A 15,875-nucleotide genomic window follows, 5' to 3' on the forward strand; every position below is an offset into this window, starting at 1 on the left:
GCCATTTGGTCGCCCTTTTTCTATGTGAAACGAAACATGACTTTTGCTGTCTTTTAGTCAGAAATCATATCCGAGGGCTAAGTGTTCCGACTTCTGAAAGTATCCGTCTTTACGATTGTCCTGTTGTCGCTCGCGCTAGTGGCGTCGGTTTCGGGTATTTTCATCACCTATTTCCGGCTGACCGCCGAGGAGCCGGTGGCGCGAATTACGTTCGAGGAAGTCGGGGATCAGGAATACAACGCTTATCTGACATTACCGGGCAACGACATCCCTGGCAAATACGTGATTTACGGCGATCAGTGGCGGATTGACGCGGAGTTTGTGAAGATCAAGCCGTGGGCCAATATTCTTGGCGTGGATTCCCGGTACAAGCTGGTGCGACTGGAATTTCCTGATTGATGCCGAATATGGCAGTTCGACTTTTACCGATATTGCGGTCGCCAATACTTATACGGTCTATAAAAGCCAGTTCGGGCTTTTGGTGCGCGAAGACGTTACACAGTCGAATGACGCCAGAAAGGGAGCTGTTGGTGGGGTGTTTGACTGGTTGTTCGGGGCGAAATGATACCCGGGTTTCAGTCGGCAAATTAAAACCCGTCCGATATTCGTCGGACGGGTTTGTTGTTTGTCCCCGGCTTTATTGAGCCGATTTGATCAAAGGATCATCGCCGCAATCCACGCAAACAGAACCATGCCGAAATTGGCGTGGATGAAGGTCGGGATCACTGAATCCTTGACATGGTCATGCTGCCCGTCGGCATTAAGGCCCGATGTTGCGCCAAGCGTGATGGTGGATGCCGGTGATCCGGCATCGCCAAGGGCAGCCGACGCCCCCAGAAGCGCGATGGTCGCCATGGGCGAGAAACCAAGGGCCAGTGCAAGCGGGATATAGATCGGAGCCAGGATCGGCACACTGGCGAAGCTGTCGCCAAAGCCGATTGTGATGAACAGGCCGACCAGAAGCATGATCAGCGCGCCAAGTGCCTTGTTATCGCCGATCAGTTCGGCACTGGCCTGCACCAGCGGAGCAATTTCGCCGGTGGCATCAAGCACCCCGGCAAAGCCCGATGCTATGGTGATGATCACGGCAATCTGGGCCATCATCCGCATGCCTTCGGTGAAGACATCATCCTGTGCCCGCCACCGGAAAATGCCCGCCGCCGCCAGAATGACAAAGCCGATCATTGCCCCGACCAGAAGGCTGTCAAACTGCAACTGGCAGATCAGCGCAACGGCAAGGGCCGCAACGGTTGCCAGCAGTTGAAGCGGATTGATCGACACGGGCTTTGCTGGATTGATATGGCTTTCCGAAGACGGATCAGTCACATAATCGCGCGGTTTGCGATAGGTGATGAAGACCGCAACCAGCATCCCGGCGACAATCCCCATAACCGGCAGGAACATAGCCTTGGGCGCCATATCGGCCGTCATGGAAAGGTCATAGGCCGCACCAACGTCGTTGACATTGGCCATCAGGATTTCATTAAGGTAAATCGCCCCAAAGCCGGTCGGCAGCAGAAGATAGGAAAAGCTGATCGAGCAGGCGAGGATGCAGGCAATGGCGCGGCGGTCAATCCGCAGGCGATTGAATACCGCCAGAAGCGGCGGGATCATCACCGGGATAAAGGCGATATGAACCGGCACCAGGTTCTGTGAAATCAACGAACAGAAAATGAAGATCGCAAACAGGAACCACTTAAGGCCCTTTGAGGTACTTTGCGCATCGCTTCCGACACGGGCGGCGATCTTTTGGGCAAACAGATCAAGAATGCCCGAACGCGCAATCGCAACCGCAAAGGCACCGATCATCACATAGGTCATGCCGACCTGGGCACCGACCAGAAGGTTGTCATTAAGCGCGCCGATGGCGGTAGTTGTATCCATCCCGGCATGCAGTGCACCCAGTAAGGCTGCGGAAATCAATGCGATAGGTACGGGCACGCGCAAAAGACACAGCGCGATCATGACAACGATGGTCAGCAAGACAGCATTGATGTGGTAATCGACCAGTGCGGCAATGCCATAGATCGCGGCCATCACAGCGATGACAGGCAAAACGCGGGTCAGTCGGTAATATCCATTGAAGTCGGATCCGGCGGGGGCGTTGCCGGTATCGGTTTGTGTGTTCACAGTCATGTCTCCCCGATTGACTGGTTGGTGGTGGCGCAAAGGTGTTTGCGCATGGCGGGTGAAGACCTGCCGGGGAATTGTTTAAAACAATCCGATGCCAAGGCAAAAAACTTAGCAGGAATGACAGCTATGCGATCCGGGGAGACATTTGGAAAAGGGGTATAAAAAACCAAACCCGCCCGGATTGCTCCGAGGCGGGCTTGGCGCACGGGTCCGGTTTTAGCAAGCCAAAACCGATCGTACAGTCACGTTCGAGGAACCCCGAAAGTGAAAAAGACTAGAAGCCTTCGCGCTCGATGCGCTTGCGCTCCAGCTTGCGGGAACGGCGGACTGCTTCCGCCCCTTCGCGAGCTTTCTTCTCCGACGGCTTTTCAAAGTGGCGGCGGAGTTTCATCTCACGAAAAATGCCCTCGCGCTGCATCTTTTTCTTAAGCGCTTTCAGAGCCTGATCGACATTGTTGTCGCGAACGATTACCTGCACGGAAACCACGCTCCTTTCAAAAAAACAAAAACACCCGGAAGAGCATCATGCTTTCCGGTTGGTTACACGGCCTGTATGACCGTGGGCTTTATATAGTGTAAAGCGGTGCAAAAGAAAAGAGGGAAGGAGATATTCGCCTTTGGCGTTTGTTGAGCCAAAGGCGCAAAACGCCAAGGCAAAACCCGCATTTCCAGACTCTGGGTTTGTGGTGTTGCGCTTTGCGCGAATTGTATGGCCGAAAAAATCTCAAAAGTTGATATAATGCTTTGACAAAATTGGGCTTATCGCTGGGGGTGAGTTTGGGTATGCCGCCGGTGGCGTAGGTTTGCATCCGCGCAGAGCCCTCATAACGGTGGGATATTTGCACATGGAAAGCTCATTGCGAGAGACGGCAATTGCACATGCGCCGTTCTTCATTACCGGGCCCGGACAGTCGGATGTGTTGTTCATGATTGTTGTCTGGTCTGTCGTTCTGGGGGTGTTTGGGTTGGGGGCTCTTTATCTGAGCCTGCATGCCCTGCCTGAACGGTTGGCCCATCATGCCAATCACACCCAGATCCAGCTTATCAGTATCCTGACGCTTCTGGCGCTGTTTACCCATAACAACCTGTTCTGGCTGGCGGCTTTGGTGATTGCCGTGGTTCAGGTTCCCGATTTTTACACCCCGATTAATGCGATTGCTGATGCCGTGAAGGCCATGGCACGGGAAAAGGGGGTAATGAGCGAATCCACCGGGCCAAAGCCGGTCACCGATGGTGACGCATCGACGATCTCCGCCGATATGAATGTGCAGGAGGGCCGTAAAGATGTTTGAACTTATGCTATGTTCCATTTTTACGATCCTGCCTGATTACTTGATTCGCCGATATCGGCAAGGCAAGCGCATTGGCAAGGAAATTACGCTGTTTTCGGTCTGGTATGAGCTGCGCTACGGGATTGTCGGCTGTGCGATCCTGACAATTTCGTTGATCACGCTGATTTTTTATTACCACCCATCAAGCCAGAACGTTGCGTCCTTCTATCGGACCCTGACCATCTTGCCGGAGAAAAATGGCCGGGTGGTCGAAATCTATGTCGATAATGATGACCAGGTAAAATCGGGCGAACCGTTATTCCGCCTTGATGATCGCACGGAAACCGAAGCGGTTGAAATTGCCCAGCAACAGGTACAGGAAATCCGTGCGCAGATGGCGGTAACGCAGGCTGATCTTGCGGTGGCGAACGGCAATCTTGAAGAAGCGCAAGGGGCCTATGAGCAGGTGCGCGAGGAATTGGCGGTCAAGGCTGATCTTTTGTCACGCGGCACCAATGCGGTTTCCCGGCGAGAGGTCGAACGGCTTGAAGTTGCACTGACGACGCGTCAGGGATCAGTCAATGCGGCCAAGGCCAATGTCAATGCCGTCGAAACCAGAATGGAAACCCTTCTGCCAGCCCAGCTTGCCAGCGCGGAAGCGTCGCTTCGTTCGGCCGAGGTTGCCCTTGGCAAAACCGTTGTCCGGGCTGGTGTCGATGGCGAGATACAGCAATTTGCATTGCAGATCGGTGATATCGTCAATCCGTTGTTACGCCCGGCCGGTATCCTTATACCAGCCGAACCCGAGGAGGTCATATTCCAAGCCGGTTTTCAGCAGGTTTCCGCCCAGGTTGTCAAAGCCGGGATTCTTGCGGAAATGTCGTGTGCGTCGCTGCCGTTTGAAGTCATCCCGATGTTGGTAACCAGCGTGCAACCGGTGATTGCTGCCGGTCAGTTCCGCCCGACAGACAGATTGCTAGATATCTCGGAACGGGCCGTACCGGGTACGTTCCTTGCCAAAATGATCCCGCTTTATCCTGAGCAGATCAAGGATGTGCCAAGGGGCAGCCAGTGCGTTGCCAATGCCTATACCAATACCCATGATCAGCTTGAAAACCCGGAAATCGGTACGGGCGAATGGTTGTTCCTGCATATGGTACAGACGGTCGGGATCGTGCATGCCTTACTCCTGCGTATTCAGGCGCTGCTCTGGCCGCTACAGACGCTGGTTTTGTCGGCTCATTAGGCGGCGGATCATGCGTAGGGGCTTTACAGTCGGGGCGTTTTGGTTGGATATAGAGCCATGTCGATCCTTAAAATTGCCCGGATGGGCCACCCGGTTTTGCGCAGGGTCGCGGACCGGGTCGAAAACCCGCTTGATCCCGAAATCCAGCGTTTGATCGCGGATATGAAGGAAACCATGAAGGATGCCGGAGGCGTAGGCCTTGCGGCGCCACAGGTGTTTCAGTCAAAGGCGATCATGGTTTTTTATGTCCCGGCCTTTCGCAAAAGCGATGATCCCGATGATGCGGAAGTGCCGTTAAGCGTGCTGATCAATCCGGAAATAGAGGCGATTGGCGATGAAATCGTTGATGGCTGGGAAGGATGCCTTTCGATTCCCGGGTTGCAGGGCGTGGTGCCGCGCTGGAACAAAATCCGTTACCGCGGGTTAGATGAATATGGCAAGGACGTTGAACGCATTGCCGGTGGATTCCATGCGCGCGTGGTTCAGCATGAATATGATCATTTGATCGGGGTGATGTATCCCGAACGTATGGAAGACATGACGTTGCTGGGCTTTGCCGACGAGTTGCGCGACAACCCGCCCGAGACGCCCCTTAGACAGGGGGCATCATCTGCTGAAAGTTCCGATGATGGTGCCAATGACGAAAGCAAGGAGGCCTGAAATGACCGTTTCCGAAAGCATGAACCGCCTGCGTACGCAGCGCGAGGCGCTGGTTGCGGCGGCACTTCAACATATCCCGTTTGACGGCTGGAGCATGGCCGCCCTTCGCAGCGGTGCCGAGAACCTTGAACTTGCACCGGGCGAGGTGGATCGTCTTTTGCCCGGCGGCATTCGTCAGGCCATCATTACCTATGTCGAGATGACGGATTGCAAAATGGTCGAGGAACTCGACAAGCTTGATCTGCCATCGATGAAAATCCGTGAACGGATCGCGACTGCGGTCAAAACCCGTCTGTCGCTGGTGGAGCACGAAAAGGATACGGTGCGCGCCGCCCTTTCCTATCTGACCCTGCCGCAAAACGTACCGCTTAGCCTTAAGCTGACGCATGGCACGGTGGACAAGATGTGGGTTGCGGCCGGTGATACATCGACAGATCACAATTGGTACACCAAACGGATGTTGCTGGCGGGGGTTTATGGTTCAACCCTTGCCTACTGGCTGGATGACAAATCCGAAGGCCACGCGGACAGCTGGGCCTTTCTGGATCGCCGGATCGGCAATGTCATGCAGATCCCGAAAATCACCGGAACGGTCAAAAAGGCCGGGAAATTCGCCGCAACCCCGTTCAAGCTTGGTGCGAAGCTGGCCAAATGCATGCCAACCCCGGGGCGTGTTCGTCGCCAGTTCGGCGCATAGCTCGATACAGATTTATATTTCAAAGACAAAACGCCGCCCTGCATCGGGCGGCGTTTTGCGTTGGGGAGGAGTTCTTGACGAAGCTGGCGCGATTGCGTTTAGCGCATCAGGAAGCTTAGCAGCGTTTCATCGGGCTTGTTCGCCTGTTCCATTTCGGCGGCAAGATTGATGCTGAACGGTGCACCGTTGTTGTTGGCGACTTCCGTTTCGCCATTGGCGTTGTCGATATCAATCGGCTTTGGTTTGGCGGCCAATGCAACCAGTTCGTAGGGCAGGTCACCCATCCACATGCCTTTGCGGTTTTCCTGGGCATGGGCCTGGTCGGCCAAATAGGTCAGGCAGTTCGGGTTGCCATCGCAGCTGTTCATGTCGACAATCGCCCAACCGGCACGCAGCAGCAAACGGTTGATGTCGGTCTGCCCCATGCGGCATTCGGTCAGCATCGGGAACAGCTGGGAGTCTGAGACCTGCTGGCAGGCGACAGCATAATTTTCAATGATGCGGTCAAGCGCCTGTGCGGCGGCGGCCCCGCATTGAAACTCGACACTGCCCGCCCGGCAGATCATGCCCGGTCGCGGGGCGCGGATGCCAAACAGTTCGACAATCATATTGCCAAACCGAAGCTGGTCGCCTTGCAGTACATCCGGGAAGCCGGCGGCCCCCGGTGCGGCATGGGCAGCATTGTTTGTGCCGGTGGCTGATGCAAAGCCGGTTATGACTGCAAGGATGAGAAGAAGTTTTTTCATCACGCCTGTTACCCGAAAAGTATTTCCTGAAGGGATAATCAGCAAGCGCAATGCCAGTTTGGCAGGAAGAAACTGCCTGTCGGGCGAAGTGTCTGTGATCCAATGAAAAATGCCCCGAAACCAGCATGGTTCGGGGCATTGGCATAAATTGCATTCGGATGGATATCAGTCCTTTTTGGGGAGGACCCAGGTGACGTGACCCATCTTGCGACCGGCTTTGGCTTCGGCCTTGCCATAAAGGTGCAGTTTTGCATCCGGCTCGGCCAAAATTGCCTGCCAGTCATCAATATCATGGCCCAGAAGGTTCTTCATCCGGGCATTTGAATGGTGGGCCGGATTGCCCAGTGGCAATCCGCAAACAGCACGGATGAACTGTTCAAACTGGCTGGTGACACAGGCATCAATCGTCCAGTGGCCGGAATTGTGCGGACGTGGGGCGACTTCGTTGACCAGAACGTCGCCATCGGTGGTCACAAACATCTCGACCGCCAGCAAGCCGACAAATTCCATCGCCTCGACCAGACGGGTGGCGATGTCCTCGGCCTTTCGGGCAAGATCGGCGGGAATTTTCGCCGGGGCGATGGTGACATCAAGAATGTGATTGGTATGCACATTTTCAACCGGGCAGAAGCAGGCGGTGTCCCCCTTGACCCCGCGTGCGACAATGACCGAGATTTCGCGTTCGAACGAAATGAAGCCTTCGAGGATGGCTTCGGCACCGTTCATTTCCGCCCATGCGTCGGTAAGGCTGGTTTCACCGGTGATTTTGACTTGACCCTTGCCGTCATAACCCATTTCGGTGGTTTTAAGCACGGATGGGCGGCCAAGTTTGGCAACGGCGGCTTCAAGATCGGCAAGTGAGCGGACGGCGGCAAAAGGTGCCGTGCCGATATCGTTTTTATTGCAGAAGGTCTTTTCACGCAGGCGGTTCTGCGACAGATGCAGGCATTTCCAGCCCGGACGGACCGGCACCAGTTCGGATAGCAGTTTCACGCTGTCATGGGGCACGTTTTCAAATTCAAACGTCACGACATCAACATCGGCGGCAAAGGCACGAAGCGCATCCAGATCGGTGTAATCAGCCACCGTTGCCTTGGCACAGACCTGTTCGGTCGGGCTGTCGGTTCCGGGGCCGAAAACATGGACCTTATAGCCGAGTTCGGCAGCGCAAAGGGCAGCCATACGGCCAAGCTGGCCATTACCCATGATGCCAATCGTGCTGCCCGGTGCGATGATGCGTGTCGCGAAATCCTGCGTCATTTATTCCTCGAATTCCTTTTCATTCCCCAAGTGGGACGGGCACCGTTGATTTGGACGATGCCAAAGAAAAACGCGCCCATTCGGGCGCGCCTGATGCATTACGGTGCGGGATCAACCGGTTCTTCGGCGACTGCGTCAGTCTGCTGTGCGCGCCAGTCATCAAGACGCCCGGCCAGCGCATTATCGATCAGCGCCATGATCCCGGCGGCCATCAGACCGGCATTCTTTGCCCCGGCCGAACCGATTGCCAGTGTTCCGACAGGAACGCCGCCCGGCATCTGAACGATCGACAGAAGGCTATCAAGGCCTTTAAGTGTACGGCTTTGTACCGGAACACCCAGAACCGGAAGCGGGGTCATGGCCGCAGCCATGCCCGGAAGGTGGGCCGCACCACCGGCACCGGCGATAATCACCTTGAGGCCACGCGACTTTGCGGATTTGGCATAGTCATACAGGCGATCCGGGGTGCGATGGGCCGATACGATTTTGGTTTCGTAGGGGACTTGCAGCGCATCGAGGACATCTGCTGCATTTTTCATGGTTTCCCAGTCGGACTGGCTGCCCATGATAATGCCGATGACCGGGCGTTGATCGCTCATGCTGGCGGCTCCGTTTTTCGGGCGTTATCAGAAGGCCCGCATTATAGGCAGGAAGGGTGATCATGCAAGCCCGCCAGTGGCCCGACACGACGCCATTCCGGACATCATTTTGCATGACCCGCAATATTGCGTGCAGGTAGCTATAAGGGTAGGGATGTTATCCTTGCTTACAGTTGATAATTTGAGTGAAGTATAAGTATTTTGGGTTTATAGTTATTCATCTTAATTTTTATCTCTGTGCAGGTAGCACAAGAGAGGGCAGACATGAAAGTCACGAGACCCGGTTCCGCAACCCCATCTTCCATGGGGGCGGGCGATGGACGGTATCCATCCAATCCTTATGCTGCGTACACCTATGGCAAGCAGGTGCGCAAGAAGGGTGCGTCCGACGCCGATCAGCATAAGGTTGACATCATCAATCGCGATATCCTGATCGCCGAACCGGCGGTGACGCCCAATATTCATGACATAGCCGATGTGTTGGGTATACCGGATGAACAGGTTACCCCGGCGGTGGAGCGGGCGATTTCGCGTTTGATGCTGCGTGTGAACGGGCTTTCGGACCATCTGAGCGAATTGCAGCGCCATCAGGTCGAACTGGCCCGCGCAGAGGGACGTGATCCGTTTACCGGCGCGCTCAGCCGCAACAGTTTCATGCAGATCGTTGAAAATGAAATGGTGCTGGTTGGGTCGGATCGGACGACGCGCGCACTTTTGCTGTGCGAGATAGCCAATCTTGACGATGTATTGCAGCGTCACGGGCATGGCTGCAAGGAAGGTGTGTTTACCTTTTTGTATCGCACGATTACCGAATTCATCATGCCGCCCCATCAGGTCGGTTATCTTGGGTGCAACGATTTCATTGCGCTGCTTTACAACATGGATGAACAGGATGCCTGGCAGCGGGCAGACGCGATTACGCGTCGGCTGAAAAAGCATCCCTATTTCTGGAACGGAAAATACATCACCATCGTTCCGGTATTTGGCATTTATCACGTCAAATCGGGGGAAACCGCCGAAGAAGCGCTGGCATCTGTCGATTATGCCCTGCGTGCTGAAAAAGAAATGAAGTCAGCACAGCTGCAACGTATTCCAAGTGGCCTTTGAGGCGATAACGGCGTCCTGCCGCGCCCCTCGTGTCTTTCCAAAAGGGTTGTTCTGCCGGAAACGCCGGATTGTCTATCAGGCGATAATGTCGGGGACGAGTTGCGACTCGAGATAGAGAATCTCGTCCTTAAGGGCGAGTTTGCGCTTTTTCATGCGGCCCAGACGCAATTGATCGTGATGGGCCCCGTGGGCCAGTTGTTCGATTGCGATATCGAGATCACGATGTTCCTCGCGCAGAAACAGCAGTCTTTTTTCGACTGCGATCTGATTGATTTCGTCCATTTTTGATCCAGCTTGGTTAGCGACGCGAAGAGCCTGTAATACTATCAGAATTCGGGTTGGCAACCCATATGATTTGTAATCTGACGAGTGAATAAGATCTGACAGGACGGAGGATACGGATGCGGATCGGAATTCTGACCAGTGGTGGCGATTGTGCGGGCCTGAATGCGGTTATTCTGGCGGTTGTGCGCCGTGCGGTACTTGGTTATGGCTGGGACGTGGTTGGCATCCGGCAGGGAACACACGGTTTGATGCAGGACCCGCCGCAGGCGATTGATCTGAACGATTACGTCAATAATGACGGAATGTTGCGTTTGGGTGGTACGATTCTTGGCACCGTGAATAAGGGTGATCCGTTCCATTATCCGATGCCCGATGGCAGTTTTGCCGACCGTTCGGCCGAAGTGATTGCCGGGTATCGCAAGCTTGGCCTTGATGCCCTGATCGGGGTTGGCGGGGATGGCAGTATGGCGATCCTGCATCGGTTGGCCGAAATGGGTGGCATCAATCTGGTGGGGATTCCCAAAACCATCGATAACGATCTGGCTCTGACGGAATATTCGGTCGGCTTTACCACGGCGGTCAATGTTGCGGTCGAGGCATTGGATCGGTTGCAGCCGACAGCCGCGTCGCATGACCGTATCATGATCCTGGAAGTCATGGGGCGCGATGCCGGGCATATTGCCCTTTTTGCCGGGGTTGCCGGTGGGGCGGATGCTATCCTTATCCCGGAAATGGATTATGATCTGGATGCCCTGACCGAGCATTGCCTGAACATTCGCAAGCGTGGACGCAATCATGCGCTGGTGATCGTTGCCGAGGCGGTCAAGCGTGATGACGGTGCGGCGGTAACGCAAGGCGATGATGGCCAGAAAATACGTTATGGCGGGATCGGTCATTGGCTGGCCGATGAGTTGGGCGCACGAACCGGCTGGGAAACCCGTGTGACCGTGCTGGGCCATGTGCAGCGCGGCGGGATTCCATCGCCGCGCGACCGGGTCATTGCATCGGCCTTCGGGGTGCATGCGGTGGACCTGATTGCGCAGAAAAGTTTTGACCGTGTCGTCGCCTGGTCAAAGCGCAAGGTGATCGATGTTGCGATGGCCGATGTGATTGTCGGGCCGCGACTTGTTGATACCAATGGAACCATGGTATCGACCGCAAAAGGGCTTGGTGCCTACCTGGGCCACCCGCCAAAAACAGCGCGGACGGCAAAGACGGTCTGATCAAAAGATCGCATGCTTAGAAAAACGAAAAACAGACAGGTTGGATATGAATGCAGAGGAAGTCTGGGCCTTTACGGTCGAGATGTATGGGCGGGACGGCGTTGCGCCGCTTTGTCTGGAATTGCAGGAACGTTGTGATCTGGATGTGAACATGTTGCTGTTCATGTTCTATCTTGGCCAGAAGGGGCAGGCACCGCATAGCATATCCGCCCTTGAAAATGCGGTGCGGGACTGGCGTGAACAGGTGATCGTACCGTTGCGCAATACGCGCCGCTTTTTGCGCAATGCCGATTGGGATAGTGCGCAAAAACTGCGTGGCAAGGTCAAGAATGACGAGCTTGCAGCCGAACGTATCGAACAGGAACTGCTTTGCAAGGCGGTTGAAACCATCCCGGCCGGTGATCCGATGGCGCCGGCACGGGCTTATCTATCGCCGACACGTTTCAAACTGAGCCAGTCAGAATGCGATGCAACGCTGGATCGGCTGTGCGGTCTTATGATGTTAAATCAAGGTACGTAGGCGCAGGCAGCGGATATTAATCCATTTTGCGCGGTTTGCCGGTGACGGGAATGTGGTTTTTGGCATCCGGATCACCCCAGCGTGCGGTTTCCGGAAGATCGATATCAAACAGATCAAGGATCCGGCCGCAGCTTTGCGTGACCATTTCATCAAGTGATTGCGGGCGCGCATAGAAGGCGGGCACCGGCGGCGCGATGATCGCACCGTTTTCAGTTGCCAGTGCCATATTGCGGATATGGCCGGCATGCAACGGCGTTTCACGTGCCATCAAAACCAGTCGGCGCCGTTCCTTGAGCATCACATCGGCGGCGCGTGCGATCAGGTTGTCTGCGACTCCGCTTGCGACCTCGGCCAGGGACTTCATCGAGCAGGGGGCGATGACCATGCCGCGTGCGCGAAAAGAACCGGATGCGATTGAGGCACCGATATCCGGATTGTCATGGACAACATCTGCCAACTCTTTGATATCGCGGATTTTAAAATCGGTTTCATAAGCGATTGTGCGCTCTGCCGCCTTTGAAAGGATCAGGTGAGTCTCGATTGGCGAATTTTTCAGCAGCTGTAAAAAACGGATGCCATAAATCACCCCGGACGCGCCGGTTATGCCAATGATAAGTCGATCCTTTTGAGACATTTTATGTGTTATCCGGGTCACTATTTGAACGATTGCGTCGTCGAAAGACTGGAAATCATATTACAGAATTACTACCATCTTTGTGTGGGCAAAGTCAGAACTGAGGAGTAGGCGAATGAGTGTTCAATCCCATGTCGAAGCTCTCACTGCCAAACATGCTGCACTTGAGCAGGAACTCCATTACGAGCAGCGCCGCCCGGCGCCAGACAATTCCCGTGTCGCAGACATTAAACGCCGCAAGCTCGAAATCAAGGACGAGATAAGTCGAATAACCCATTAGCCGTCAAGAGGATGCTGGCAAAATCCGCATAGCGTGATGGTAAGGCTGCGCCGATTGCCTGAAAAATGCATCTCCTGACGACAGGATCAGTTCCTTCATTTTTTGCCGCCTCCGCTTGTCGCCCACAACGAGAGGCGGCATTCTTGTAAGCATCCTTCTGCGTTCCGACCTTCATAAAGCAGCATACGTGGAAAGATGTTTTCTGGATTGATTTAAATCCGCAAAACCCCGGTTTTCTGCCCTCTACCAATGTCTAAGGGGCATTGGAAACTTAAATCGGTATTATGATGCCGAATTAAGGTCCGGTCTTTGATCCGGTCCTTGACGCAGATCGGGCAGGCGATGTCACAACATTTGCGGATGATGATGTCGCGGTAACGCAGCACACAAGCCAGACGCGTATATTTGGGCAAAGATCCAGACGCGCGGGAGGAAGTTTCACAAATGACGGGTCGCTATCAGGAAATCTATGATCGTTCGATCGCGGACAAGGAAGGTTTCTGGGCAGAAGCTGCGGAAAGTCTGTCCTGGTACAAGAAATGGGACCGGGTGCTTGATGACAGCAACGCGCCATTTTATCGCTGGTTCGAAGGCGGAATGGTCAATACCTGTTTTAACGCGCTGGATCGTCATATCGAAAACGGTCGCGGTGAGCAGGCAGCCCTGATTTATGACAGCCCGGTCACCGATACGGTCGAAACATTCACCTATAACCGGTTGCGTGATGAGGTTGCGCGCCTTGCCGGGGCGTTGCATGCCAAGGGAGTGACCAAGGGCGACCGGGTGATCATCTATATGCCGATGATCCCGCAGGCGGCGATGGCGATGCTGGCCTGTGCGCGCATTGGCGCGATCCATTCCGTCGTGTTTGGTGGATTTGCATCCAACGAGCTTGCGACCCGGATCAATGATGCAAAGCCCAAGTTGATCCTGAGTGCCAGTTGCGGTATCGAGGGATCGCGGGTGATCGAATACAAGCCGCTTCTGGATCGGGCGATTGATCAGGCGAAGCACAAGGTCGAAACGGTCCTGATGTTCCAGCGCGCGCAATGTTCGGCCCCGCTGATTGACGGGCGTGATTTTGACTGGATGGCGGAATGCGCCAAGGCCGCCCCGGCTGATTGTGTGCCGGTGGCCGCGACCGACCCGCTTTATATCCTTTATACATCGGGCACCACCGGCCAGCCCAAAGGGGTCGTGCGCGACAATGGCGGCCATATGGTGGCGCTTAACTGGTCGATGAAAAATATCTATGACGTCGAGGCGGGTGATGTCTATTGGGCGGCATCCGATGTCGGCTGGGTTGTTGGGCATTCCTATATCGTTTATGCGCCGCTTCTGGCCGGATGCACGACGGTGATGTATGAAGGCAAACCGGTCGGAACGCCGGATGCCGGGGCCTTCTGGCGGGTGATATCGCAGCATCGCGTCAAGGTCCTGTTTACCGCACCAACCGCGTTTCGCGCGATCAAGCGCGATGATCCCAAGGCCGCGTTGATGGCCAATTATGATCTTTCATGCCTGAAGGCGCTTTATCTTGCGGGCGAACGGTCCGACCCCGATACGCTGCACTGGGCCGAAGACAGCCTTGGCGTACCGGTGATTGACCATTGGTGGCAGACCGAAACCGGCTGGTCGATCTGTGCCAATCCGCGCGGTATTGAAATGCTGCCGATCAAATATGGTTCGCCGACGGTCGCAGCCTGTGGCTGGGACGTGCAGGTGGTGGATGAGGGCGGCAAGCCGCTTGAACGCGGCAAGATCGGCGCACTGGTCGCCAAGCTGCCCCTGCCGCCGGGGACGCTTCCGACCCTTTGGCAGAATGATTATCGGTTCAAATCGGCCTATCTTGAAGAATTTCCGGGCTATTACGCCACCGGGGATGCCGGTTTTATCGATGAGGACGGCTATGTCTATGTGATGTCGCGGACGGATGACATCATCAATGTCGCAGGGCATCGATTGTCGACCGGGGCAATGGAAGAAGTGCTTTCGGGGCATCCCGATGTCGCCGAATGTGCGGTGATCGGGGTGCATGATGACCTTAAGGGACAATTACCGCTTGGCTTTGTGGTTCTGAAATCCGGGGTGGACCGCCCGCATGAGGCGATCATCAAGGAAGTGGTTGCGATGGTGCGCGATCAGATCGGGCCGGTTGCGGCGTTTAAGCAGGCCACCATCGTGGACCGCCTGCCCAAAACCCGGTCTGGCAAAATCCTTCGTAAAACCATGCGATCCATCGCGGATGGGGAGGCATATAACGCCCCGGCAACCATTGATGATCCGGGCATTTTGCCGGAAATTGCCGAAGCCCTGAAAGATATCGGTTACGCCAAATCGGCGTAAGCAGCGAGTAACGCAAACTCCTGATGCCCGGATAAGCACGGGCCAACTTGACCGCCCGCCGGATTTATCCTGCGGGCGGCTTTTATTGGGGCCGGGGATGCGGTTCATAACATATTGAAAAACAAATCATTTTCTGGAGAGTGAGTTTTCACCGGAAGTTTTTTCGAGTTTTCGGTAAAATGTTCTTGATTTGTTCCTTTGTCTGTGCCATAAAGACAAAGTCAACGGGACAAATGCACCCGGATCAAAAACCCGCAAAGCGTGATGCGCTTTTGCGGGTTTTTGCGTTTCGGGCCGGAAAGACAGGAAAGTGACGATGATTGTTCAGCGATATGAATGGCTGAGAGGGCGACGACGACGTTGCCACAGGGGTATTGATGGCGGATGGAAAAGTCATTACGGGGGACGTGCGTCCGGGCGGTGATGCCCGACAGCCTCGATAAGTTTCGGGGAGCATTGGCGAAAAACGGTTGTTAGTCATGACGGGAGAAATGTGTCCTTCGGGCAGGGGGACGTGCCGGAAGTGTCGGGAAGGCGAAAGAGGCAAACCCGAAAGGGGGGCGATGGTGACGGTGATGGTTGCAGCAGGGCCGAATTGCGACTGGATCAGATCGGCAGGTGCGACAGCTCCGTCGATTGCCAGATCGCCAGACGGCGGAGCTACGAAACCGTCAGGCCGCGAGACTGCCAGACCGCCAAGCCATGCGAACGCCGGGCAGGAGATTTGCCCGTCCTGCATCACGTCCGCCAAGCCCGGTCAGTGTGGCAAGGGCGGCATCGGAATGGCGGGGCAGGCATGGCAGGGCCAGAACCGAGCATAGCAGAGCCGATCCGACCCAACCCAGCCCAGCCCAGCCCAACCCAACCC

At 55.3% G+C, this 15,875-nt stretch carries 19 protein-coding genes; 11 read left to right on the forward strand and 8 right to left on the reverse strand.

Annotated elements, in window-relative coordinates:
- Positions 1–81: 81 nt before the first annotated feature.
- The gene (locus BC440_RS03460) at positions 82–399 is read left to right on the forward strand and encodes a hypothetical protein (RefSeq protein WP_071239509.1); all 318 of its coding nucleotides are present in this window, start codon (positions 82–84) and stop codon (positions 397–399) included.
- On the forward strand, positions 350–565 hold the full coding sequence (locus BC440_RS23470) for a hypothetical protein (protein ID WP_247643522.1): 216 nt from the start codon (positions 350–352) through the stop codon (positions 563–565). The genes BC440_RS03460 and BC440_RS23470 overlap by 50 nt, the downstream gene beginning before the upstream one ends.
- Before the next feature lie 89 nt (positions 566–654).
- Here BC440_RS23470 and BC440_RS03465 read toward each other — a convergent pair whose 3' ends face one another.
- A complete protein-coding gene (locus tag BC440_RS03465) occupies positions 655–2,136 on the reverse strand; it encodes a Na+/H+ antiporter NhaC family protein (protein WP_083379293.1) in 1,482 nt (493 codons plus the stop codon).
- Between the two features lie 271 nt (positions 2,137–2,407).
- Positions 2,408–2,611, reverse strand: coding sequence for a 30S ribosomal protein S21 (rpsU, locus tag BC440_RS03470; protein ID WP_007091098.1), 204 nt, complete (start codon positions 2,609–2,611; stop codon positions 2,408–2,410).
- A 367-nt stretch (positions 2,612–2,978) separates the two neighbouring features.
- Here rpsU and BC440_RS03475 point away from each other — a divergent pair, with 367 nt between their 5' ends.
- From BC440_RS03475 to BC440_RS03490, 4 genes are read left to right on the forward strand one after another with little or no spacing between them, the layout of a single operon-like run.
- Positions 2,979–3,425: a hypothetical protein gene (locus BC440_RS03475; protein ID WP_007091097.1), complete on the forward strand. Its 447-nt coding sequence runs from the start codon at positions 2,979–2,981 to the stop codon at positions 3,423–3,425.
- Entirely contained in the window at positions 3,418–4,650 is a 1,233-nt protein-coding gene (locus BC440_RS03480; RefSeq protein WP_071239510.1) for a biotin/lipoyl-binding protein, read from the forward strand. Before BC440_RS03475 ends, BC440_RS03480 begins: the two co-directional genes overlap by 8 nt.
- Positions 4,651–4,707: 57 nt before the next feature.
- Complete coding sequence (def, locus tag BC440_RS03485; protein WP_071239511.1) at positions 4,708–5,310, forward strand: peptide deformylase; 603 nt, start codon at positions 4,708–4,710, stop codon at positions 5,308–5,310.
- A gap of 1 nt (position 5,311) precedes the next feature.
- On the forward strand, positions 5,312–6,007 hold the full coding sequence (locus BC440_RS03490; RefSeq protein ID WP_071239512.1) for a COQ9 family protein: 696 nt from the start codon (positions 5,312–5,314) through the stop codon (positions 6,005–6,007).
- Positions 6,008–6,105: 98 nt separating this feature from the next.
- Here BC440_RS03490 and BC440_RS03495 read toward each other — a convergent pair whose 3' ends face one another.
- From BC440_RS03495 to purE, 3 genes are all read right to left on the reverse strand, one after another.
- Positions 6,106–6,753: a thermonuclease family protein gene (locus tag BC440_RS03495; protein ID WP_071239513.1), complete on the reverse strand. Its 648-nt coding sequence runs from the start codon at positions 6,751–6,753 to the stop codon at positions 6,106–6,108.
- A gap of 165 nt (positions 6,754–6,918) precedes the next feature.
- The gene (locus tag BC440_RS03500; protein ID WP_071239514.1) at positions 6,919–8,013 is read right to left on the reverse strand and encodes a 5-(carboxyamino)imidazole ribonucleotide synthase; all 1,095 of its coding nucleotides are present in this window, start codon (positions 8,011–8,013) and stop codon (positions 6,919–6,921) included.
- 98 nt (positions 8,014–8,111) lie between these two features.
- Positions 8,112–8,612 carry a 5-(carboxyamino)imidazole ribonucleotide mutase gene (purE, locus tag BC440_RS03505; RefSeq protein WP_071239515.1) on the reverse strand — a complete coding sequence of 167 codons (501 nt, stop codon included), beginning with the start codon at positions 8,610–8,612 and terminating at the stop codon, positions 8,112–8,114.
- A gap of 264 nt (positions 8,613–8,876) precedes the next feature.
- Between purE and BC440_RS03515 the strand changes: the two genes are divergently transcribed.
- On the forward strand, positions 8,877–9,719 hold the full coding sequence (locus BC440_RS03515) for a diguanylate cyclase (RefSeq protein ID WP_071239517.1): 843 nt from the start codon (positions 8,877–8,879) through the stop codon (positions 9,717–9,719).
- Between the two features lie 75 nt (positions 9,720–9,794).
- On the opposite strand, the gene BC440_RS03520 is transcribed toward BC440_RS03515, so the two are convergent.
- The gene (locus BC440_RS03520; RefSeq protein ID WP_007091089.1) at positions 9,795–10,001 is read right to left on the reverse strand and encodes a DUF465 domain-containing protein; all 207 of its coding nucleotides are present in this window, start codon (positions 9,999–10,001) and stop codon (positions 9,795–9,797) included.
- A gap of 119 nt (positions 10,002–10,120) precedes the next feature.
- Here BC440_RS03520 and BC440_RS03525 point away from each other — a divergent pair, with 119 nt between their 5' ends.
- On the forward strand, positions 10,121–11,227 hold the full coding sequence (locus BC440_RS03525; RefSeq protein ID WP_071239518.1) for an ATP-dependent 6-phosphofructokinase: 1,107 nt from the start codon (positions 10,121–10,123) through the stop codon (positions 11,225–11,227).
- A gap of 46 nt (positions 11,228–11,273) precedes the next feature.
- On the forward strand, positions 11,274–11,747 hold the full coding sequence (locus BC440_RS03530) for a TIGR02444 family protein (protein ID WP_071239519.1): 474 nt from the start codon (positions 11,274–11,276) through the stop codon (positions 11,745–11,747).
- Between the two features lie 16 nt (positions 11,748–11,763).
- Here BC440_RS03530 and BC440_RS03535 read toward each other — a convergent pair whose 3' ends face one another.
- Positions 11,764–12,381: a UbiX family flavin prenyltransferase gene (locus tag BC440_RS03535; protein ID WP_071239520.1), complete on the reverse strand. Its 618-nt coding sequence runs from the start codon at positions 12,379–12,381 to the stop codon at positions 11,764–11,766.
- Positions 12,382–12,496: 115 nt separating this feature from the next.
- On the opposite strand from BC440_RS03535, the gene BC440_RS22335 reads away from it, so the two are divergent.
- Both BC440_RS22335 and BC440_RS03545 read left to right on the forward strand, forming a co-directional pair.
- Positions 12,497–12,661 carry a DUF465 domain-containing protein gene (locus tag BC440_RS22335; RefSeq protein WP_007091085.1) on the forward strand — a complete coding sequence of 55 codons (165 nt, stop codon included), beginning with the start codon at positions 12,497–12,499 and terminating at the stop codon, positions 12,659–12,661.
- Positions 12,662–13,066: 405 nt separating this feature from the next.
- Positions 13,067–15,007: a propionyl-CoA synthetase gene (locus BC440_RS03545; protein WP_278360419.1), complete on the forward strand. Its 1,941-nt coding sequence runs from the start codon at positions 13,067–13,069 to the stop codon at positions 15,005–15,007.
- A gap of 671 nt (positions 15,008–15,678) precedes the next feature.
- On the opposite strand, the gene BC440_RS23065 is transcribed toward BC440_RS03545, so the two are convergent.
- On the reverse strand, positions 15,679–15,875 hold a 197-nt coding region (locus BC440_RS23065; protein ID WP_175484458.1), incomplete at its 5' end, for a hypothetical protein.

The organism is Thalassospira sp. MIT1004 (genome assembly GCF_001858545.1).
GTDB lineage: Bacteria > Pseudomonadota > Alphaproteobacteria > Rhodospirillales > Thalassospiraceae > Thalassospira > Thalassospira xiamenensis.